Origin of the sequence: Streptomyces sp. WI03-4A, from assembly GCF_033792105.1 — a bacterium.
GTDB lineage: Bacteria > Actinomycetota > Actinomycetes > Streptomycetales > Streptomycetaceae > Streptomyces > Streptomyces collinus_A.
On the sequence record NZ_JARAUO010000026.1, the window covers coordinates 33,413 to 55,065 of the forward strand.

The following is a 21,653-nucleotide window of genomic DNA, read 5'->3' on the forward strand; positions in this document are numbered from 1 at the left end:
GGTCATATCGCGCGGAGGATGCACGGATCGAACGTGCGCGGGGTCGCCCCCGACCATGGCTTAGCAAGCCAGTGCCTTACCACTCGGCCAATCCTCCGGGTGGGCGGCCCACGCGAGAGACACGTCGCGTGCTCGAAGCGGCCGCCCCGGGCTGTCCCCTGAGCTCTACGGAGGAGTGAGGATCACTCCGGAGCCCGCCTCGGACCGCCCTGTCGGGAGCTGGGCGTACTGCCGTGCATGGACATCGCCCCGCTCCTCTCCCGGTTCACGGCGCCGGGACATTCCCGGCGGACGGTGTGCGACCACTGTGCCCCCGCCCCCCGGTCCGGCGCCACCGAATTAACCGGGGGCGGACCACGGTGCAGGGGTGGCAGGGGCAGCGGGCGCGGCGAGACGGGCGAGCGGGAGGCCGGCGGTCACCGGCGGCGCCGTCCGCGCCGCCGTGCCCTGCTGAAGAACCACCCCGCCGGCGGCTCGTCGGACCGCCACGGCCGCGGCTCGGGCGCCTCGGCCCGCCAGCGGGCGGCGAGCATCCGGGCCCGGGCCGACGGCTCGGTGGTCCCGGCGGCGCGCACGAAGTCCTCGTCCAGGACCAGCCCGTCCCAGACCTCGTCCCCGTCCCTGCCGGCGTCCTCCTGCCGCGGGGTGTGCTGCGCCATCTGCGACCTCCTGGCCGTTCGGCCGGGCGTTCGCCCGCCGGCGGTTCATCCGTTTCGCCCAGTCTGCCCGGACCAGGGTGAAGCCCCCGTCAGTACTGGTCCGTCCCCGGTCAGGAGCGATCAGGGACGAACCAGGGGCTGTCTCACTCCTCGCCGGCGAGCGTGAGCGTCCGCAGCTTCTGCCCGGCGTACCAGGTGGCGAGCACCGTGACCACGACCAGCAGCACCGTCGCCGTCGTCAGCCCGACGTCCGAGGTGACCAGGTTCCCGCCGGCCACCTTGTGGGCGACGGCGAGCGACCACTGCTGGACGCTCAGCGTGCGCGCGCCGGACACCAGGGAGCCGAACAGGGCCTCCCAGACCAGGGCGTAGACGAGACCGAACACCACCGCGTGCCGGGAGACCGTGCCGAGCAGCAGGAACATCGCCGCGTAGGCGATCGAGGCGACCAGGGCGGCCACCGTGTAGGCGACGGCGATCTGCTGCCCGTTGCCGTTGAGGATGAAGCCCGCGACGAGCGTCGGCAGCGCCGAGAACACCATCGTCACGGCGATCGCCACGATCAGCTTGGTGAAGATGATCGTCGACCGCTTCACCGGCTTGGCCAGCAGGTACACCACCGAGCCGTCGTCGATCTCCGGCCCGATCGCACCCGTGCCCGCGATGACGCCGATGATCGGCACCATCGTGGCGAGCGCGAGCCCGCCCAGCAGGTCGGCGGCCGTCTGGTCGTCGGCGCCCGCGAGGCCCCGGACGACGACGGAGATCGCGATCAGCAACACGGGCAGCGCGCCCAGGATGAGGGCCCGGCGACGGCCGAGCAGGGCCCGGTAGGTGAGCCGGGCGACTGTGGGGTCGTACATCGTGGGCCTCCTACGCCGCGACCAGATACGAGAACACGGACTCGAGGGACTCGTCGGACGGCGAGACCGTGAGCAGCCGGATGCCGTGGTCGCGGGCGACCTTGGGCAGCAGGGCGGTGAAGCGGCCGAAGTCCACGGCCTGGACGCGCAGCGCCCCCTCGGTGACGTCGACCTCGATGCCGGACGTCGAGGGGTCGGCGATCAGGGCGGCCGCGAGCGCGCGGTCGTCGCTGGAGCGCACCAGGTAGCGGTGCGGACGGTCGGTCATCAGACGGCGGATCTTGCGGAAGTCGCCGCTGGCCGCGTGCCGTCCGGCGACGACGACCTCGATGTGCCAGGCGAGCTGCTCGACCTCTTCGAGGATGTGGGAGGAGAACAGCACGGTGCGGCCCTCGTCGCCCATGCGCCGCAGCAGGTCCATGAGCTGCATCCGCTGGCGCGGGTCCATGCCGTTGAAGGGCTCGTCCAGCAGGAGCAGCGACGGGTCGTGCACCAGGGCGCTCGCCATCTTCACGCGCTGGCGCATGCCCTTGGAGTACGTCTGGATCTTGCGGTCCTGGGCGTACTCCATCTCGACCGTGGCGAGTGCCCGCTGGGCGGCCTTCGCGCCCAGGCCGTGCAGCTCGGCGTTGGCGACGACGAACTCGCGGCCGGTGAGGAAGTCGTACATCGCCTCGCGCTCGGGGACGATGCCGATGTGCTTGTAGATCGACTCGTTGCGCCACACCTGCTGCCCGTCGAGGGTGACGGTGCCGGTGGAGGGGGCCAGGAAGCCGCCCATCATGTTGATGAGGGTGGACTTCCCGGCGCCGTTGGGACCGAGCAGGCCGGTGACGCCGGGGCCGATGGTCATGGTGACGTCGTTGACGGCGACCACGTTGCCGAACCAGCGGGAGACGTGGTCGATGGAGAGCGTGGTCACAGGCCCACCTTCCGGTAGCGGCGCAGCAGGAGGCCGTAGGCGGCGGCGATCAGGCCCAGGACGACGAGGACGTAGACGACGCCCTGCGCGTCCGAGGGTCCGGCCGCGCCGGGGGACGCCGAGGTCGCGCCGAGGAACGCGGACTGGACCCCGTCGATGAGCGTGACCGGCGAGAACAGGCCGATCCACGGGATGGCGCCGGCGTTGTCCTGGTTCTCGGCGATGGCCTGGAGCGTGGAGACCGCCCCGTAGGAGATCGTCATCACGGCGATCACGGCGGCGATGCCGAAGCCGCGCCGCGGGGTCACCGAGGCGATGACCAGGCCGATGCCGGCGAAGAGCAGCGAGAGCAGAGCCACGGACACCAGCCCCTGTGCGAATCCCTCGGTCTGGTCGGCGAAGTCGAGCTTGGCCAGCAGTGCGCCGATGTACAGCACCAGCAGCGGGGCCGCGGTGAGCACGAACAGGGCCGAGGCCAGCGCCGCGTACTTGGCGCGCACGTAGTCGGCGGTCTCGATCGGCCGCGAGAAGTACAGCGGCACGGTCTTGAAGCGCAGGTCCCGGGAGACCGACTGGGGCGCCTGCGAGGCGACGTAGAGGCTGATGACGGCCTGCATGAGGATCGCGTAGCGGGTGTAGTCGACGGGCAGGTCCTTGGCCTTCGTGGCGACCGCGACGGCGACCATGATGGCCGCGGGCACGCACATCACCACGAACAGCAGCATCGGCAGCACCTTGGACTTGACCGAGCGGCCGAGGCCGTAGGAGCCGCGCAGGGACTGCGAGTAGAGCGAACGGGTGGCGTAGGACCGGCCGAGGCGGGGGCCGTCGTAGTTGCGGTACCCGATGTTGTGGATGCGGGTCTGGTCGCCCGGCGGTGTGCCAGGGGCCCGGGTGGGCTGCTCAACGGCCATGTCCGACCGCCTCCTCGCGGTGCTCGTCCTCGCTCGTGAAGACCTCGGAGATGTGGTGCCTGCGCTGCTCCATGCGCACCAGGCCGAGCCCCAGGTCGGCGACGACGTCGCGCACCAGGTCGTACGTCTCCTCGCCCCGCGCGGTCAGCAGCAGGACGTGGCCGGCGCCGGGCAGACCGCTGCCGGCCTCGACGCTCACCCCGCGCGCGTGCAGCGCCTCGCGGACCGCGCGGGTGCCGTCGGGGTGCTCGTCGGTGTCGGTGACCTCGATCGCGAGCGTCGTCGTGGTCTGCGTGAAGTCCGTGGTGGAGCTGGAGCGCAGCAGCTTGCCGCCGTCCACGACGACGACGTGGTCGCAGGTGCGCTCCAGTTCGCCCAGCAGGTGGGAGGTGACCAGGACCGAGATGCCGAAGTCGGTGTGGATCCGGCGGATCAGCCCGAGCATGTCGTCGCGGCCCACGGGGTCGAGGCCGTTGGTCGGCTCGTCCAGGAAGACCAGCTGGGGGTCGTGCACCAGGGCCTGCGCGAGCTTCACCCGCTGCTTCATGCCGGTGGAGTAGCCGCCGATGGGCCGGTAGCGCTCCTCGTACAGGCCCACGTGGCGCAGCGTGTCCGCGGTGCGCTCGCGCGCGGCGGTGGGCGGCAGGCCGGACATGCGCGCCATGTGGAAGACGAACTCGGTGGCCGAGACGTCGGGCGGCAGGCAGTCGTGCTCCGGCATGTAGCCCACGCGCTCACGGATGGCGGCGCCCTGGGTGGCGACGTCGAGGCCGAGCACCGCGGCGCGGCCCTCGGTGGCGGGGGACAGACCCAGCAGGATCTTGATCAGGGTGGACTTGCCGGCGCCGTTGGCACCGACGAGCCCGGTCACACCGGGTCCGATGTCCACGGACAGCCGGTCGAGCGCGGTCACCCGGGGGAACCGCTTGCTCAGGCTTTCGGTCGCGATCACAGTCACGTCCACGACGGTAGTGACGCGGACCACCCCGGGCGTCAGACCACAGAGCCGTCTTGACGTCAGCCCCAGGTATTACCCGGCCCTAAGGGATGCCCTGCCTGAGACCCACCGCCGGTCGTCCACAGCCCACGACCCTCCTATTGACGCCGACTCTAACAACTGTCACATTCACCAGTGTCAAGTTACGGACGCGTAGCGCAGCCGACACGACGGGACGGGGCGGCATGACCACGGCAGTGAGCGGCGGGCTCTCCACGGAGCTCGCCGGGTTCAGACGGGTGCAGCGCCTCGCCTACGAGTGCGCCGAGGCGGTCGCGGCACGCCTGGAGCCGGGGGTGACCGAGCGCGAGGCGGCCCGGATGCAGCGCGCGTGGCTGCGCGAGCGGGGGGTGCGGGACTGGTTCCACCTGCCGTTCGCCTGGTTCGGCGACCGCACGGCGTTCGCGGGCTTCCGCGTCCCGCTGCAGTTCTTCCCGACCGACCGCGCCCTGGAGCCCGGGATGCCGTTCATCCTGGACATGGCGCCGGTGTACGAGGGGTTCACCGCCGACATCGGCTACTCCGGCTCGCTCGGCGTGAACCCGGTGCAGGACCGGCTGACGGCCGACCTGGAGGCGCACCGCGAGCTTACTCTGCGCGAGGTGCGCGAGCGGCGGCCGCTGCGCGCGATCTACGAGGACGTGGACCGGCTCATGGTCCGCCAGGGCTACGCCAACCGGCACCGCGCGTACCCCTTCGGCGTGATCGCCCACAAGGTGGACCGGGTCAAGCAGCGCCGCTGGTCACCTCATCTGTTCGGGTTCGGCACCCAGTCCCTCAAGGGCCTGGCCGCCGACGCCCTGCACGGCCACCGCGAGGGCTGGTCGCCCCTGTGGTCGCCGTACCGCTTCTCCGACCACCCGCCGCGGCCGGGCCTGTGGGCGGTCGAACCCCATCTGGGGTTCAGGGGCACCGGCGCGAAGTTCGAGGAGATCCTGGTGGTCACCGACTCCCGGGACCCCGCGCAGAGCGCCTTCTGGCTGGACGACGATCTGCCGCACGTGCGGCGCTGGGCGGAGGCGAAGTGACACTGAAGGGTGCGAAGGAGCGCCGCGTGCGCACCGGCGGGGTCGACCTGTGCGTGGCCGAACTGGGTGATCCCGGGCAGCCGACCGTGATGCTGGTGCACGGCTACCCGGACAGCAAGGAGGTGTGGTCGGAGGTCGCCGCGCGCCTGGCCGAACGCTTCCACGTCGTCCTCTACGACGTCCGGGGCCACGGCCGGTCCACGGCGCCGCGCCCGCTGCGCGGCGGCTTCACCCTGGCGAAGCTCACGGACGACTTCCTCGCCGTGGCGGACGCGGTGAGCCCGGACCACCCGGTGCACCTGGTCGGCCACGACTGGGGCTCGGTGCAGTCCTGGGAGTTCGTCACGGTGGGCCGCACGGAGGGCCGCATCGCCTCCTTCACGTCGATGTCCGGGCCGTCCCTCGACCACTTCGGGCACTGGATCAACGCGCGCGTGAAGCGCCCCACGCCCGGCCGGGTGGGCCAGCTCCTCGGCCAGGGCGCCAGGTCCTGGTACGTCTACCTGCTGCACACCCCCGCCCTGCCGGAGCTGGCCTGGCGCGGCCCGCTCGGCAGGCGCTGGCCGAAGATCCTCCAGCGCTCCGAGAAGGTGCCCGCGGGCGACTACCCGACCTCGTCCCTGCCCTCCGACGCGGCCCACGGCGCCTGGCTGTACCGGGACAATGTCCGCGCCCGACTGCGCAGGCCGCGCCCGGACGCGTACGCGCACGCGCCCGTGCAGCTCATCACGCCCCTGGACGACGCGTTCCTGTCCGAGCGGCTTTACGACGACCTGGAGCAGTGGGTGCCGCGGCTGACCCGCAGCACGCTCCCCGCCCGGCACTGGATCCCGCGCACCCGCCCCGACCAGGTGTCCGCCTGGATCGAGGAGTTCGTGACGTCCGTGGAGGGCGGCCGCCCCGCCCCGGCCGCCGGCGGCCGCCACGGCGACCGGTTCGGCGGACAGCTCGTCCTGGTCACCGGCGCGGGCAGCGGCATCGGTCGGGCCACGGCGTTCGCGTTCGCGGAGGCCGGCGCGCGGGTGGTGGCCGTCGACCGCGACGCCGAGGCCGCCGCCCGCACCGCCGAGCTGTCCCGGCTGATCGGCGCCGCCGACGCCTGGGCGGAGACGGCGGACGTCTCCGACGAGCACGCCATGGAGAAGCTCGCCGAGCGGGTGCACCGCGACCACGGCGTGCTCGACGTCCTGGTCAACAACGCGGGGATCGGCCTGTCGGGCTCCTTCTTCACCACGACCACCGAGGACTGGCGCAGGGTCCTGGACGTCAACCTGTGGGGTGTGATCCACGGCTGCCGTCTCTTCGGCGCGCGGATGGCCGAGCGCGGCCAGGGCGGCCACATCGTCAACATCGCCTCGGCGGCGGCCTACCAGCCCTCACGGGCGCTGCCCGCCTACAGCACCTCCAAGGCCGCCGTCCTGATGCTCTCCGAGTGCCTGCGCGCCGAACTCGCCGGGCGGGACATCGGGGTCACGGCGATCTGCCCGGGCATCGTCAACACCAACATCACCGCGACGGCCCGCTTCACCGGCGTCGACGAGGCCGAGGAGAGCCGCCGCCGGCAGCGCTCGGCCCGCCTGTACGGCCTGCGCAACTATCCGCCGGAGAAGGTCGCGAAGGCCGTCCTGGAGGCGGTGACGCACAACAGGGCGGTCGTCCCGGTGACTCCCGAGGCGCACGGCGCTCACCTCATGTCGCGTTTCCTGCCGGGGGTGTTGCGCCGGGTGGCCCGGGTGGAGCCTCGGTTGTGAACGGCGAACCGGCCCGCCCCGCAAGCCCGTCGGCGCGGCGGGCCTACCGCATCGAGGACCTCGCGCACCGCACCGGCACCACCGTCCGGACCATCCGTGCCTACCAGGACAAGGGGCTCCTTCCCCGGCCGGAGCGGCAGGGCCGCGCCAACCTGTACTCCGACGTCCACGCCACCCGGCTCCAGCAGATCGGCCACCTCCTGGACCGCGGCTACACCCTGGCCTCCATCAGGGAACTCCTGGACGCCTGGGACACCGGCCGGGGCCTCGGCGGTGTGCTCGGACTGGTCACCGAGGTGGAGGGCCCCTGGACCGACGAGGAACCGGTCCGGCTCACCCGCGCGGAGCTGGACGCCCGCTTCGGCGGCACCCCCGACGAGGACGCCGTGGCCGAGGCGGTCGACCTCGGCGTGCTGGAACCGGTCGACGGCGACCCCGACACCTTCCTCGTGCCGAGCCCCCAAGAACTCGCCGTCGCGGCGGAGTTGCACGCGGCGGGCGTTCCGCTGTCCGCGATCTCCGCCCACCTGCGGGAGTTGAGGGGGCAGGTGGAGCACATCGCCGCCCGTTTCCTGGAGTTCACCACCGAGCACGTCTTCGCGCGCTACCTCGACGATCCGGCCCGTCGTACCGACGCGCACGCGGCCGAGGCGGCCGGCCTGGTGCGCCGGCTGAGGCCCCTGGCGCGGCAGACCGTCGACGCCGAACTGGCCCGTGCGATGCGTGTGTTCGCGGTACGGCACCTGCGCACCCGCCTCGTCACCGAGGCGGTGCCCGAGCCGCTCCCCGAGACGCGGGCCGTCGACCTTCCCGCCGAGACGATCAGCGCTGTGGAGCGCCTGGTTGGCGGCGCGCACATCGCCTCGTTCGTAGCGTTGGCCGCCGAACGCGAAGTCCGGGCACGTGCGTTGGACGCATTGATGTCATGTCAATTGCCGGGCGGGGAACTTGACGAACCAGGCTGTCATGACGAGTAGTTGTCCACAGCTCACCCAATGGGCCTGTGGATAACAGCACTTGCTTGTGGACCAAACCTGCCCGCGAAAAATGACCTGCGTGATCCGCGTCTCTCCCGCACGCTGGAGAGATGGACGAAAGACGCACCGTGAAGGTGTCGAAGTACCTCTCCAAACACCTGCGCCACCAGCCGGAGCGCATCGGCCTCACACTGGACGAGGGCGGCTGGACGGAGATCGACACGCTGATCGCGGCGGCCGCCGCGCACGGATTCCGGTTCACCCGCGAGGAACTCGACCACGTGGTGGCCGCCAACGACAAGCAGCGCTTCGCGATCGAGGGCACGAGGATCCGTGCCAGCCAGGGGCACAGCGTCGAGGTCGACCTCGGCCTGCCCCCGGCGACCCCGCCGCCGTACCTGTACCACGGCACCGTGGCCCGCAGCCTGGACGCCATCCGCGCCGAGGGCCTCAGGCCCATGAGCAGGCACGACGTTCACCTCTCGGCCGACCGCGAGACCGCGACCCGGGTCGGCGCGCGCCGTGGCCGCCCCGTCGTGCTCGCCGTCGACGCCGGCGCCATGCACCGCGACGGCCACGTCTTCCACGTCAGCGCGAACGGGGTGTGGCTCACCGCGGCCGTCCCGGCGCGCTATCTGCGGTTCCCCGGATCGCACTGACGGTGTCCCCACGGGTGCGCGATGTGACCGTTTTCGGCCAAAGCCGACGGCTCCCCGTACCCTCGTCCGCATGAGTCTGCGTCTGAGCACCGTGATCCTGCCGTACCGCCGCTGGAACGAGGGCGGCCGTTCGGCCTGGGTGCGGGCCGAGCAGCTCGGCTTCCACACCGCCTACACCTACGACCACCTGTCCTGGCGCAGCTTCCGCGACGGCCCGTGGTTCGGCGCCGTGCCGACGCTGACCGCCGCCGCGACCGCCACCGAGCGGCTCCGCCTCGGCACGCTGGTCACCTCCCCGAACTTCCGGCACCCGGTGACCCTCGCCAAGGAACTGATCTCGCTGGACGACATCTCCGGCGGCCGCGTCACCCTGGGCATCGGCGCCGGCGGCACCGGCTTCGACGCCACGGCCCTGGGCCAGGAGCCCTGGACGCCCCGCGAGCGCGCGGACCGCTTCGCCGAGTTCGTGCCGCTGCTCGACCGCCTGCTCACCGAGGACTCGGTGACCGACGAGGGCCGGTTCTACTCGGCGCACGAGGCGCGCAACATCCCCGGCTGTGTGCAGCGGCCCCGGCTGCCCTTCGCCGTGGCGGCCACCGGCCCGCGCGGTCTGCGGCTCGCCGCGCGCCACGGCCAGGCCTGGGTGACCACGGGCGACCCGAAGCTGTACGAGAACGGCACCCCCGAGCAGTCCGTCGAGGCCCTGCGGGGACAGCTGGAGAAGCTGTCCGACGCCTGCGGCACGGCCGGCCGGGACGTGTCCGAGCTGGACAAGGTCCTGCTCACCGGCTTCACCCCGGACCGCGGCCGGCCGCTCGAGTCCCTGGACGCCTTCGTGGACTTCGCCGGCCGCCACCGGGAGCTGGGCTTCACCGAGATCGTCGTCCACTGGCCCATCCCGGACTCCGACTTCGCCGCGGACGAGAAGATCTTCGAGCGGATCGCCATGGACGCGCTCGCCCAGCTGACCTGATCCGGCGGCGGACGTCGTCCGTCGGCCATCCGCGGTGTGTCCGTGGACTCATCTGTGCGGACTTCCGCACGGCCGTGCGGGCATATGCGCGAGAATGGGCCGGTGACCTCAGCGACCAGACAGCCCGGGACCCCGGCCGCCGCCCTCAGGCCGCGGCTGATCGCCACCGACCTCGACGGCACTCTGCTGCGCGACGACAAGTCGGTCTCCCCCAGGACGGTCGCCGCGCTGGCCGCCGCCGAGGACGCGGGCATCGAGGTCTTCTTCGTCACCGGCCGCCCGGCCCGCTGGATGGACGTGGTGAGCGACCACGTCCACGGTCACGGCCTGGCGATCTGCGGCAACGGCGCCGCCGTGGTCGACCTGCACGGCGGTCCGGGCACCCACCGGTTCGTGAAGGTGCGCGAACTGGCCCGCGAGAACGCGCTGGACGCCGTACGGCTGCTCCGCGGCGCGGCCCCCGGCACGGTGTTCGCCGTCGAGCAGACCTACGGCTTCCACCAGGAGCCCGCGTATCCCAAGCTGCACATGGAGATACCGGACAACCTGCGGCCCGCCGAGGCCCTGCTCGCCGCCGACGGCCCGGACGCCGACCAGCCCGTCCTCAAGATCCTCGCCTACCACCCCGACCTCGACCCGGACGTCTTCCTCACCCTCGCCCGCAAGGCGATCGGCGACCGTGCCAACGTCACCCGCTCCAGCCCCAGCGCCCTGCTGGAGATCAGCGGACCCGGCGTCTCCAAGGCCAGCACGCTCGCCCTGTGCTGCGCCGAGCGCGGCATCTCGCGGGAGGACGTCGTCGCGTTCGGGGACATGCCCAACGACGTCGAGATGCTGACCTGGGCCGGCCGGTCCTACGCGATGGGCAACGCCCACCCGGACGTCATCGCCGCCGCCTCGGGCCGCACGGTCGCCAACAACGACGACGGCGTCGCGGTCGTCATCGAGCGGCTGCTCTCCGAACACGACTGACCGCGCGCCGGGGACCGCCGGTGACCGCCGCCGTCACCGCGCCCCCACCAGCGACTCCGCCGCCCGCTCCCGGCGGGCCATGGTCCGCAGCGGCCCCTTCACTACGGCCAGTTCCGCGTAGGGACCCCGCTGCACCACCCGGCCCGCGTCGAGCACGACCACCTCGTCCACCGCTTCGAGACCCGCCAGCCGGTGGGTGATCAGCAGCGTCGTACGGCCCTCGGTGGCGGCCAGCAGATCCGCGGTGAGCGCGTCCGCCGTCGGCAGGTCCAGGTGCTCGGCGGGCTCGTCCAGGACGAGCACCGGGAAGTCGGCGAGCAACGCGCGGGCCAGCGCGAGCCGCTGCCGCTGCCCGCCGGACAGCCGGGCCCCGTGCTCCCCGACCAGCGTGTCCAGGCCGTCCGGCAGCCCGTCCACCCACTCCAGCAACCGGGCCCGGTCCAGCGCGTCCCGCAGATCGGCCTCGTCGGCGTCCTTCCGGGCGAGCAGCAGGTTCTCGCGCACGCTGCTGTCGAAGAGGTGCGCGTCCTGGGCGCACAGCCCGACCAGCCGCCGTACGTCGTCACCGTCGAGCGCGCACGCGTCCACGCCGGCGAGCGTGTACGAGCCCGCCCCGGGGTCGAGGAACCGCAGGAGCACCTGGGCCAGGGTCGTCTTCCCCGAGCCGGACGGACCGACGACGGCGATCCGGCGCCCCTCCTCCAGCGTGAGGTCCACCCCGGCGAGCGCGTCCCGGTGCTGTCCCGCGTAACGGGCGGTCAGCCCGCCGAGGACGATCGGGAACGGCACCGAGGGTGCCTGCCGGGGCCGTTCGGGCTCGCGCACCGGCTCCGGGGCGTCCAGCACCTCGTACACGCGCTCGGCGCTGCGCCGCACCCGCTGCCGATGGCGCACGGCGAGCGGCAGCCCCAGCACGGCCTCGAAGGCGGCCAGCGGAGTGAGGACCACGACGGCCGTCGCGACACCGGTGAGCCGGCCGGCGGCCACCGCCTGGGCGGCGAGCAGCGCCGCCGCGGTCACGGTCAGACCGGACAGCAGCGCGGTCAGGCCGTCGCCGAGCGCGGTGACGGCGGCGGCCCGCGAGGCGATCCGGGTGAGCGTGCCGTCGGCACGGCGGGCCGCGGCGGTACGCGCGGGCAGCGCACCGGCCACGGTCAGCTCGGCGGTTCCGGTGAGCAGGTCGGTCACCTGGGTCGCGAGCACGCCCCGGGCGGGCGCGAGGCGCCGCTCGGTGCGCCGGGCCGCGGCCGCGGTGATCAGCGGGACGCCCACACCGGCCGCGAGCAGCCCCGCCGCGAGCGCGGCCCCGGCCTCGGGCAGCAGCCATGCCGTGAAGGCGACGGAGCCGGTGGAGACGACGACCGCGACACCGGCGGGCAGCAGCCAGCGCAGCCAGTAGTCCTGGAGCGCGTCCACGTCGGCGACCAGCCGGGACAGCAGATCGCCGCGGCGTGCCGTGCGCAGCCCCGCGGGCGCCAGCCGCTCCAGGCGCCGGTGGACGGCGACCCGGGTGTCGGCCAGCATCCGCAGCACCGCCTCGTGCGACACCAGCCGCTCGGCGTACCGGAAGACGGCCCGGCCGATCCCGAAGGCCCGCGTCGCCGTCACCGCCACCATCAGGTACAGCACCGGCGGCTGCTGCGAGGCCCTCGAGATGAGCCATCCGGAGGTGGCCATCAGCCCGACCGCGCTGCCGAGCGCCAGGCTGCCGAGCAGCAGGGCGAGGAGCAGCCGGCCACGCCGGGGACCGGCCATCGCCCGGACCCGGGCCAGGACCCGGCGCCGGGATGCGGTGACGCCGGGGTACGGCCCGTCCCCGGTGGGTCCGTCCGCCGTGCTCGCTTCGAGGGCGGGGGTTGCGGTGCCGTCGTGCGGGACGGCCACGGCGGCGGAGAACCGCGGGCCGCCCGGCGCGCCGCCGGCCGGCTCGGTGGTGACGGGCGCGGTGGCGGCCGACGCGGCGGCCGGCTCGGAGCCGGTCAGCCCGGTGGCCGGGCCTTCGGGGAGGGGCAGCCGCACCACGCGGTCCGCCACGTCCAGCAGGGCCGGCCGGTGCACCACGAGCAGCACCGTGCGGCCCACGGCGAGGCGCCGCACCGCCGCCACGACCTCGGCCTCCGTCGCCCCGTCCAGCGCCGCCGTCGGCTCGTCCAGGACCAGCACGGGCCGGTCGGCGAGGAACGCCCGGGCCAGCGCGAGCCGCTGCCGCTGACCGGCGGACAGTCCGGCCCCGTCCTCCCCGAGCACCGTGTCGGCGCCCTCGGGCAGGCCGTCCACGAATTCCAGCGCTCCCGCGTCCGCGAGGGCCCGGCGTACGGCGGCGTCGTCCGCCCCGGGCCGGGCCAGCCGTACGTTCTCCGCGATCGTCCCGGCGTACAGGTGCGGTCGCTGCGGCACCCAGGCGATGCGGGACCGCCATGCGTCGAGGTCGAGCTCCGCGAGGTCGGTCCCCCCGATCCGCACCCGGCCCGCTGTGGGCCGCACGAACCCGAGCAGGGTGTTCACCAGGGTCGACTTGCCCGCGCCGCTCGGTCCGACCAGCGCCACGGTCTCACCGGGCTCGACGGTGAACGACACCCCGGTCACGGCATCCGCCGACCGTCCCGGGTAGCGCACCGTCATCCCGTCGAAGGCCACCGGGCCCGCGGGGACCGCCCCGGTGCCGGACGCCGGAACCGGCGTCTCCAGGACGGCGAAGATCTCCTCGGCCGCGGCCAGGCCCTCGGCCGCGGCGTGGTATTGCGCGCCCACCTGGCGCAACGGCAGATACGCCTCCGGCGCCAGGATCAGGATGACCAGGCCGATGGAGAGGTCCATGTCGCCGTGCACCAGGCGCATGCCGATGGTCACGGCGACCAGTGCGACCGACAGGGTGGCCAGCAGCTCCAGGGCGAAGGAGGAGAGGAAGGCGATCCGCAGGGTCCGCATGGTGGCCTGGCGGTACTCGCCGGTGATCCGGCGGATGGACTCGGCCTGCGCCTTGGCCCGGCCGAACACCTTCAAAGTGGGCAGTCCGGCGACCACGTCCAGGAAGTGGCCCGACAGCCGGGAGAGCAGCCGCCACTGACGGTCCATCCGGGACTGGGTGGCCCAGCCGATCAGCATCATGAAGACGGGGATCAGCGGCAGGGTGCCCACGATGATGGCCGCCGAGACCCAGTCCTCGGTGACGATCCGCGCCAGCACGGCCACCGGGACGACCACCGCGAGTCCCAACTGCGGCAGATAGCGAGCGAAGTAGTCGTCCAGGGCGTCGACGCCCCGGGTGGCCAGGTTCACCAGCGAGCCGGTCCGCTGCCCGCTCAGCCATCCAGGGCCCAGCCGGGCGGCGCGGTCCAGCAGCCGGCCCCGCAACTCCGACTTCACGGCCGCGCTCGCCCGGTGCGCCGCCAGTTCGGTGAGCCACGCGACCACCGCCCGGCCCACCGCCACGGCCACGAGCAGCAGCAGGGGAGTACGCAGACCGGAGACCGACTGCCCGTGCTGGAAGGCTCCGACCACCACCTCGGCGATGAGCATCGCCTGGGCGATGACCAGCACGGCACCGAGGGCTCCCAGAGCGACGACCGCCACCAGGAAGAGGCGGGTGGCCCGGGCGTATCGCAGGAGGCGGGGATCGATCGGTTTCACGTGAAACAGGCCCTTCGGTCCAGAGGGTGTGTTTCACGTGAAACACACCCTCGGCGGACTCAGTGTGCGGCGCCGGCGGCAGCCTCGGGAGCGATGTGCTGCGTGCCGATCCGCTTGCGGAACACCCAGTAGGTCCAGCCCTGGTAGAGCAGGACGAGCGGAGTGGCGATCGCCGCGCACCAGGTCATGATCTTCAGCGTGTACGGGCTCGACGAGGCGTTGGTGACCGTCAGGCTCCAGTCGCCGTTGAGCGTGGACGGCATGACGTTCGGGAAGAGCGACAGGAAGAGCATCGCCACGGAGGCCACGATGGTCACGCCGGACAGGGCGAACGACCAGCCCTCGCGCCCCAGCTGATTGGCCACCAGAGCGGTCACCAGGGCGGCGACCGCCACGATCAGGGCCACCAGGCTCTTGCTGTCACCGCTGTCCGCCTGGGTCCAGAGCAGGAACCCGAGCGCCAGCACCGCCGTGACGAGACCGACCCGCAGCGCCAGCTTCCGGGCTCGCAGCCGGATGTCCCCGACCGTCTTGAGCGCCGTGAACACCGCGCCGTGGAAGGTGAACAGCGTGAGCGTCACCAGGCCGCCGAGCAGCGCGTAGGGGTTGAGCAGGTCCCCGACGGTGCCGACGTACTCGAAGTTCCGGTCGATCTTGACGCCCCCCACGATGTTCCCGAAGGCCACGCCCCACAAGAACGCCGGGATGAGCGAGGTCCAGAAGATGGCCGTCTCCCAGTTGCGCTGCCAGTTCTCCTCGGGCCGCTTCGCCCGGTACTCGAAGGCCACGCCCCGGACGATCAGGCAGACCAGGATGACCAGCAGCGGCAGGTAGAAGCCTGAGAAGAGGGTGGCGTACCACTCCGGGAAGGCGGCGAAGGTGGCGCCGCCCGCGGTGAGCAGCCAGACCTCGTTGCCGTCCCAGACGGGTCCGATGGTGTTGATCAGCACCCGGCGCTCGGGCCGGTTGCGGGCGAGCAGCTTGGTGAGGATGCCGACCCCGAAGTCGAAACCCTCCAGGAAGAAGTAGCCGGTCCACAGGACGGCGATCAGGACGAACCAGACGTCGTGAAGTTCCATGACTGTCCCCTCGGCCTAGTACGAGAAGGCCATCGGCTTGTCGGCGTCACGTGTGTCGCCGCCGATCTTCGTGGGCGGATTGAGGTCGGCTTCGGTCAGCTCGGGCGGGCCCGCCTTGACGTACTTCACGAGGAGCTTGACCTCGACGACCGCGAGGATGGCGTACAGCGAGGTCAGGACGATCATCGAGGTGAGGACCTCGCCCTGGGAGACGCCGGGGGAGACCGCCTGCCGGGTCTGCAGCACGCCGTAGACGGCCCACGGCTGGCGGCCCATCTCGGTGAAGATCCAGCCCCAGGAGTTGGCGATCAGCGGGAAGGCCAGGGTCCAGATCGCGATGCGCCAGTACCAGGTGGTGAGCGTCGGGCCGAGCGCCTTGCTCCTGAACAGGACCAGGTGCGGCACCTCGTCGTCGGCGACCCTCAGGTGCTGCGGCAGCAGGAACTTCTTGCGGGTCAGCCAGAGGCCGGCCAGGCCGATCCCGAAGGAGGCCATGCCGAAGCCGATCATCCAGCGGAAGCCCCAGAAGGCGACCGGGATGTTGGGCCGGTAGTCGCCGGGCCCGAACTTCTGCTGTTCGGCCTTGTTGACGTCGTTGATGCCGGGGACGTACGAGTTGAAGTTGTCGTCGGCGAGGAAGGACAGCAGGCCCGGGATCTCGATGGCCACGCTGTTGTGGCCCTTGTCGACGTCGCCGTAGGCGAAGATCGAGAACGGCGCGGGCTTCTGGCCGTCCCACAGCGCCTCGGCGGCCGCCATCTTCATCGGCTGCTGCTTGAACATCACCTTGCCGAGCACGTCACCGCTGACCGCGGTGAGCAGACCGGCGATGACGACGGTGATCAGACCCAGCCGCAGCGAGGTCTTCATCTCTCGGACGTGCCGCTTGCGGGCCAGGTGGTAGGCCGAGACGCCCACCATGAAGGCACCGCCGGTCAGGAAGGCCGCGGAGAGGGTGTGGAAGGCCTGGCTGAGCGCGGTGTTCTGGGTCAGCACAGCCCAGAAGTCGGTGAGCTCGGCACGCCCCTTCACCTTGTCGATCTTGTAGCCGACGGGGTGCTGCATCCAGGAGTTGGCCGCCAGGATGAAGTACGCCGACAGGACCGTGCCGATCGAGACCATCCAGATGCAGGCGAGGTGGATCCTCTTCGGCAGCTTGTCCCAGCCGAAGATCCACAGCCCGATGAAGGTGGACTCGAAGAAGAACGCGATCAGGGCCTCGAAGGCGAGCGGGGCACCGAAGATGTCGCCGACGAAGCGCGAGTAGTCCGACCAGTTCATACCGAACTGGAACTCCTGGACGATGCCGGTGACCACGCCCATGGCGATGTTGATCAGGAAGAGCTTGCCCCAGAACTTGGTCGCCCTGAGGTACTTCTCCTTCTCCGTGCGGACCCAGGCTGTCTGCAGCCCGGCCGTGAGAGCGGCCAGGGAGATCGTCAGGGGGACGAACAGGAAGTGGTAGACGGTGGTGATGCCGAACTGCCAGCGCGCCAGTGTCTCCGGCGCCAGTGCCAATTCCACGTCGTCAGCTCCTTACCTCGCCATGGTGACAGGCCCACGCTTGTGAATGCGTTCACATTCACAAGCCATTATGACCTACTGATTTTCGGTCCGGAAGGGCGGGGGGGTCCTAGCGCCACAACGTCAAGACCTTGGCAACGACTTCAACATCTTGTTGAATTGCGCGCCATGCAGATACGGATCTCCTGGCCCTCGGGGCACCTCACCGCGCCCCTGGACGACACACCGACCACGCAGGCCCTCGCCAAGGCGCTGCCGCTCTCCTCCACCGCTCACACCTGGGGCATGGAGGTCTATTTCGACACATGTGTCGCTGTTTCACGTGAAACGGACGCCCGGGAGGTCGTAGAGCCGGGCACCGTGGCGTTCTGGACGGATGGCGACGCCCTCGCGCTCCCCTATGGGCCCACGCCCATCTCACGGGGCGACGAGTGCCGGCTGGCGAGCCCGTGCAACGTCCTGGGACGGGTGGACGGGGACGCCCAGATCCTGGCGAGCGTGCGCGAGGGTGACCCCGTGCGCGTCGAGTCGGTGGACGAGTAAGGCCCCGCACCAGGCGGGGCCCTCCTCCGAACCGGTTTGGGAACGTCTTACGGCACCCGTCAGCTCTTCTCAGATCTCCTTGCGGAACGCTTCCGCCACCTTCAGGAAGATGTCGTTCGCCTCGGTCTCCCCGACCGTCACCCGCACACCCTCACCCGGGAACGGCCGCACGACCACGCCGTGCTCCTCACAGGCAGCCGCGAAGGCGACCGTGCGCTCCCCCAGCCGCAGCCACACGAAGTTGGCCTGGGTCTCGGGCACCGTCCAGCCCTGAGCGCGCAGCGCGTCGACCACGCGCGTGCGCTCGCACACCAGCGAGCCGACCCGGCCCAGCAACTCGTCCTCGGCCCGCAGGGAGGCGATGGCCGCCTCCTGCGCAAGCTGGCTGACACCGAACGGCACCGCCGTCTTGCGCAGCGCCGCCGCAACCGGCTCGTGCGCGATGGCGAAACCGACCCGCAGGCCGGCGAGGCCGTACGCCTTGGAGAACGTGCGCAGGACACAGACGTTGGGACGCTCCCGGTACAGCTGCACGCCGTCGGGCACCTCGGGGTCGCGGATGAACTCCCGGTAGGCCTCGTCCAGCACCACCAGCACATCACTGGGCACCCGGTCGAGGAACCGCTCCAGCTCGGCCCTACGCACCACCGTCCCGGTCGGGTTGTTGGGGTTGCAGACGAAGATCAGACGCGTCCGGTCAGTGATCGCTTCCGCCATCGCGTCCAGGTCGTGCACATCGCCCGGCGTCAACGGGACCTGCACCGAGCGGGCACCACTGACCTGCGTGATGATCGGGTACGCCTCGAAGGACCTCCAGGCGTACATCACCTCGTCGCCCGGGCCGCTGGTCGCCTGGATCAGCTGCTGGGCCACTCCCACCGAGCCGGTTCCGGTGGCCAGGTGGGAAAGCGGGACGCCGAAGCGGTCCGACAGCTCGTTCATCAGCCCGGTGCAGGCCATGTCCGGGTAGCGGTTGAAGTCGCAGGCGGCCGTCGTGACGCTCTCCAGGACCCCGGGCAGCGGCGGATAGGGGTTCTCGTTGGAGGACAGCTTGTAGGCGACCGGCCCGCCGGCCGCGGCGGGCTTGCCCGGCTTGTAGGTGGGGATCCCCTCCAGCTCGGCGCGCAGCTTCGGGCTCGTCTCGCTCACCGCAGTCCTCCTCGCGACCACCGGCGGACCGTCAACGCCGCCGGCTTCCAATACTGCTCACCTTATGAGGATTCGGCGCCCGTGCGAACAGGTGCGGGACAGCAAGAGGCGAACCTCATGCGCCCCACCGGCATCACGGGCATCACCGCCCGAAGATGTACGTATCGGGGGCGCGCTCTACATATATCTACGCGCCGGTGGCTCGCGCCGTAGCGCGCATCACCCGTGAAGGTGAGTTGAGACCTCTTCGAGACATCCGGCACTTGGCAGGCCCATGCGCGTCGACACAACACGTCCTCGCATGAAAGCGCTCAAGTGCCTTGTTTTCTCAGGTAGTTGACCCGGTATGGCCATGCAGAAACGTGCCTGTCAACGCCTGCATATGCGTCCGCCCTACCCCACCGCATGAGCCCTACTATCGGCTCGCCATGACAGCAGCAGGGAAGCACCAGGTGAGCCGCGCGGAAACCTCACGTCGAGGCAGTCGGCCGGGCCGGGCAGGCATCAGAGACGTCGCCGCCGCCGCCGGGGTCTCCATCACGACCGTCTCCGACGCCCTCAACGGCAAGGGCCGGCTCCCGGACGCCACCCGGCGCCATGTCCGCGAGGTGGCCGACCGGCTGGGGTACCGCCCCTCGGCCGCCGCCCGCACCCTCCGTACCGGCAAGTCCGGGCTGATCGGCCTGACCGTGACGACGTACGGGGATGAACCTTTCACCTTCACCGAGTTCGCCTACTTCGCCGAGATGGCCCGGGCCGCCACCTCCGCCGCGCTGGCCCGCGGCTACGCCCTGGTCATCCTGCCCGCTACCTCCCGGCACGACGTGTGGTCGAACGTGGCACTGGACGGCACGGTCGTCATCGACCCCTCCGACCAGGATCCGGTGGTCAGCGAGCTGGTCCGGCAGGGGCTTCCGGTCGTCTCCGACGGCCGCCCGGCCGGCAGCCTGCCGGTCACCGCCTGGGTCGACAACGACCACGAGGCCGCCGTCCTCGGCATCCTGGACCACCTCGCCGCCGCAGGCGCCCGCAGGATCGGCCTGCTCACCGGCACGACGACGGACACCTACACCCATCTGTCGACCACCGCCTACCTGCACTGGTGCGAGCGCGTCGGCCAGGACCCGGTCTACGAGGCCTACCCGGCCCACGACCCGTGCGCGGGCGCCGTCGCCGCCGACCGGCTGCTCGCCCGCCCCGACCGGCCCGACGCCGTCTACGGCCTGTTCGACCCCAACGGCACCGACCTGCTCGCCGCCGCCCGCCGCTACGGCCTGCGCGTCCCGGAGGACCTGCTGTTGGTCTGCTGCAGCGAGTCCACCGTGTACGCCAACACCGAGCCGCCCATCACCACCCTCTCCCTGAAGCCGCGCCGGATCGGCACGGCGGTCGTGCAGCTCCTCATCGACGCCATCGAGGGCGTCGAATCGGACCACACCGTCGAGCAGGTGATACCGACGGAGCTGATCGTGCGCACCTCGTCCCAGCGACGCCCCCCGCGCACGACGGTCAGCCCGCCGCGGGCCCCGGAGAAGGGCTAGCGGGGTCTCCCGGCGCCGGACGGGGCGCCCGGTCCGCACACCGCGCGCCCCCCTGTGCGCCCTCGCACCACGTGCCGGGCGCCGCACCGCCCGGCCGACACGTCCCGGGCAGCCGGTAGAACCCCGGCCCAAACGGGGCGAAAGCCGCGGCGAACCGGAGTCCTGTTCCGATTCACCACCCCTGGGTCATCACACGGCGCTACGCGCATTCCTATGATGGGCGCACGACACCGCGGGGCCGCTGCGACCAGGCAGTCCGGAGCGGTGCAGCTGCGGCGCGATGGTGGAGGGGTCTGATGACTCAGGGGGCCGGTCAGGGACCCGAGGTGGAGCGGACGGCGACGTTGCGCGACTTCCGGGTACCCGCGTACGTCCACGAGACCGGTCCGTACGTCCACGACCTGCCCGGCGACACCGTCCCCGTCGTGGACGAGGCGTACCCCGAGGGCTACACGCCCACCCAGCGCGACCTGCCCGTCATCAACCGCGGCGACACCCTCCAGGTGCCCGTGGAGCCGGCCGCCGCGGCTCCCGCCCCGGTGGCCGCGACCGGCCCCGGCCCGCTCTACGTCGTCGGTGACGTCCACGGCTACCTGGACGAACTGACGGCCGCCCTGCGGGAGAAGGGCCTGATCGACGCCGCCGGCCAGTGGTGCGCGGGCACCGCCCGGCTGTGGTTCCTCGGCGACTTCACCGACCGCGGCCCCGACGGCATCGGCGTCATCGACCTGGTGATGCGGCTGTCCGCCGAGGCGGCCGCGGCCGGCGGCTACTGCAAGGCCCTCATGGGCAACCACGAGCTGCTGCTGCTCGGCGCCAAGCGGTTCGGCGACACGCCCGTCAACTCCGGTGCGGGCACCGCCACCTTCCAGGCGGCCTGGCTGCTCAACGGCGGCCAGAAGACCGACATGGACCGCCTCCAGGACCACCACCTGCAGTGGATGGCCCGTCTCGACGCCGTCGAGGAGGTGGACGGCTACCTGCTCGTCCACTCCGACACCACCGCCTACCTCGACTACGGCGACTCGATCGAGGCGGTCAACGACACCGTCCGCGAGACCCTGACCCGCAACGACGCCGACGAGGTCTGGGACCTGTTCCGCAAGTTCACCAAGCGCTTCTCCTTCCGCGACGAGGGCGGAGCCGACGCCGTGCGCTCCCTGCTCGACATGTACGGCGGCACCCGCGTCGTTCACGGCCACAGCCCCATTCCGTACCTGCTCGGCGAGGTGGGCTCCGAGGACGACACGGAGGAGGGGGGCGACCCCGTCGTCGTGGGTCCGCACGTCTATGCCGAGGGACTCGCCATCGCCATGGACGGCGGCGTCACCATGGCCGGGAAACTGCTGGTCCAGCAACTTCCCCTGGACGCCTGACGGTTCACCGGGCCGACGGGCCCGGACGCATGCCCGCAGGTGGGCATGGTTTTTCCGCAAACCCCCTGTCACCGTGTGCCGTCACGGCTCTACCAT

Annotated in this window: 18 protein-coding genes and 1 tRNA gene; 9 read left to right on the forward strand and 10 right to left on the reverse strand. The window is 71.6% G+C overall.

All coding sequences use genetic code 11. The features are described 5' to 3' along the window. Positions 1-12: 12 nt before the first annotated feature. The 6 genes from PV343_RS24430 to PV343_RS24455 form a co-directional block, all read right to left on the reverse strand. Positions 13-97, reverse strand: a tRNA-Ser gene (locus PV343_RS24430). A 319-nt stretch (positions 98-416) separates the two neighbouring features. Further along, positions 417-659 carry a hypothetical protein gene (locus PV343_RS24435; RefSeq protein WP_319149096.1) on the reverse strand — a complete coding sequence of 81 codons (243 nt, stop codon included), beginning with the start codon at positions 657-659 and terminating at the stop codon, positions 417-419. Positions 660-802: 143 nt separating this feature from the next. Then, the gene (locus PV343_RS24440) at positions 803-1,522 is read right to left on the reverse strand and encodes an ABC transporter permease (protein WP_319149097.1); all 720 of its coding nucleotides are present in this window, start codon (positions 1,520-1,522) and stop codon (positions 803-805) included. Between the two features lie 10 nt (positions 1,523-1,532). Then, on the reverse strand, positions 1,533-2,444 hold the full coding sequence (locus tag PV343_RS24445; protein WP_319149098.1) for an ABC transporter ATP-binding protein: 912 nt from the start codon (positions 2,442-2,444) through the stop codon (positions 1,533-1,535). Next, a complete protein-coding gene (locus PV343_RS24450) occupies positions 2,441-3,358 on the reverse strand; it encodes an ABC transporter permease (RefSeq protein WP_133922525.1) in 918 nt (305 codons plus the stop codon). Before PV343_RS24450 ends, PV343_RS24445 begins: the two co-directional genes overlap by 4 nt. Then, complete coding sequence (locus PV343_RS24455; RefSeq protein ID WP_319149159.1) at positions 3,348-4,310, reverse strand: ABC transporter ATP-binding protein; 963 nt, start codon at positions 4,308-4,310, stop codon at positions 3,348-3,350. The genes PV343_RS24450 and PV343_RS24455 overlap by 11 nt, the downstream gene beginning before the upstream one ends. Before the next feature lie 230 nt (positions 4,311-4,540). Between PV343_RS24455 and PV343_RS24460 the strand changes: the two genes are divergently transcribed. The 6 genes from PV343_RS24460 to PV343_RS24485 all read left to right on the forward strand — a co-directional run bounded on the left by PV343_RS24460 (position 4,541) and on the right by PV343_RS24485 (position 10,715). Further along, positions 4,541-5,383 carry a M24 family metallopeptidase gene (locus tag PV343_RS24460; protein ID WP_319149099.1) on the forward strand — a complete coding sequence of 281 codons (843 nt, stop codon included), beginning with the start codon at positions 4,541-4,543 and terminating at the stop codon, positions 5,381-5,383. Continuing rightward, complete coding sequence (locus tag PV343_RS24465; RefSeq protein WP_319149100.1) at positions 5,380-7,134, forward strand: SDR family oxidoreductase; 1,755 nt, start codon at positions 5,380-5,382, stop codon at positions 7,132-7,134. The genes PV343_RS24460 and PV343_RS24465 overlap by 4 nt, the downstream gene beginning before the upstream one ends. Continuing rightward, the gene (locus tag PV343_RS24470) at positions 7,131-8,111 is read left to right on the forward strand and encodes a MerR family transcriptional regulator (protein WP_319149101.1); all 981 of its coding nucleotides are present in this window, start codon (positions 7,131-7,133) and stop codon (positions 8,109-8,111) included. Before PV343_RS24465 ends, PV343_RS24470 begins: the two co-directional genes overlap by 4 nt. A 110-nt stretch (positions 8,112-8,221) precedes the next feature. After that, positions 8,222-8,770, forward strand: a complete 549-nt coding sequence (locus tag PV343_RS24475; protein WP_319149102.1) for an RNA 2'-phosphotransferase — start codon at positions 8,222-8,224, stop codon at positions 8,768-8,770. Positions 8,771-8,840: 70 nt separating this feature from the next. Beyond that, on the forward strand, positions 8,841-9,743 hold the full coding sequence (locus tag PV343_RS24480) for an LLM class flavin-dependent oxidoreductase (RefSeq protein ID WP_319149103.1): 903 nt from the start codon (positions 8,841-8,843) through the stop codon (positions 9,741-9,743). An 84-nt stretch (positions 9,744-9,827) separates the two neighbouring features. After that, complete coding sequence (locus tag PV343_RS24485) at positions 9,828-10,715, forward strand: Cof-type HAD-IIB family hydrolase (RefSeq protein WP_319149104.1); 888 nt, start codon at positions 9,828-9,830, stop codon at positions 10,713-10,715. A gap of 33 nt (positions 10,716-10,748) precedes the next feature. Here the strand turns inward: PV343_RS24485 and cydD are convergent, their stop codons facing one another. From cydD to PV343_RS24500, 3 genes are read right to left on the reverse strand one after another with little or no spacing between them, the layout of a single operon-like run. Further along, positions 10,749-14,345, reverse strand: coding sequence for a thiol reductant ABC exporter subunit CydD (cydD, locus tag PV343_RS24490; protein WP_319149105.1), 3,597 nt, complete (start codon positions 14,343-14,345; stop codon positions 10,749-10,751). A 59-nt stretch (positions 14,346-14,404) separates the two neighbouring features. Then, positions 14,405-15,424, reverse strand: coding sequence for a cytochrome d ubiquinol oxidase subunit II (cydB, locus tag PV343_RS24495; protein ID WP_319149106.1), 1,020 nt, complete (start codon positions 15,422-15,424; stop codon positions 14,405-14,407). 15 nt (positions 15,425-15,439) lie between these two features. Further along, positions 15,440-16,948 carry a cytochrome ubiquinol oxidase subunit I gene (locus PV343_RS24500; protein ID WP_319149107.1) on the reverse strand — a complete coding sequence of 503 codons (1,509 nt, stop codon included), beginning with the start codon at positions 16,946-16,948 and terminating at the stop codon, positions 15,440-15,442. A gap of 168 nt (positions 16,949-17,116) precedes the next feature. Here PV343_RS24500 and PV343_RS24505 point away from each other — a divergent pair, with 168 nt between their 5' ends. After that, positions 17,117-17,491 carry a cyclophilin-like fold protein gene (locus PV343_RS24505; RefSeq protein WP_319149108.1) on the forward strand — a complete coding sequence of 125 codons (375 nt, stop codon included), beginning with the start codon at positions 17,117-17,119 and terminating at the stop codon, positions 17,489-17,491. A gap of 69 nt (positions 17,492-17,560) precedes the next feature. On the opposite strand, the gene hisC is transcribed toward PV343_RS24505, so the two are convergent. Beyond that, positions 17,561-18,640: a histidinol-phosphate transaminase gene (gene hisC / locus PV343_RS24510; RefSeq protein ID WP_319149109.1), complete on the reverse strand. Its 1,080-nt coding sequence runs from the start codon at positions 18,638-18,640 to the stop codon at positions 17,561-17,563. A gap of 428 nt (positions 18,641-19,068) precedes the next feature. Here hisC and PV343_RS24515 point away from each other — a divergent pair, with 428 nt between their 5' ends. Both PV343_RS24515 and PV343_RS24520 read left to right on the forward strand, forming a co-directional pair. Continuing rightward, on the forward strand, positions 19,069-20,181 hold the full coding sequence (locus PV343_RS24515) for a LacI family DNA-binding transcriptional regulator (protein WP_319149110.1): 1,113 nt from the start codon (positions 19,069-19,071) through the stop codon (positions 20,179-20,181). A 296-nt stretch (positions 20,182-20,477) separates the two neighbouring features. Continuing rightward, complete coding sequence (locus tag PV343_RS24520) at positions 20,478-21,557, forward strand: metallophosphoesterase (protein WP_319149111.1); 1,080 nt, start codon at positions 20,478-20,480, stop codon at positions 21,555-21,557. Positions 21,558-21,653 lie beyond the last annotated feature (96 nt).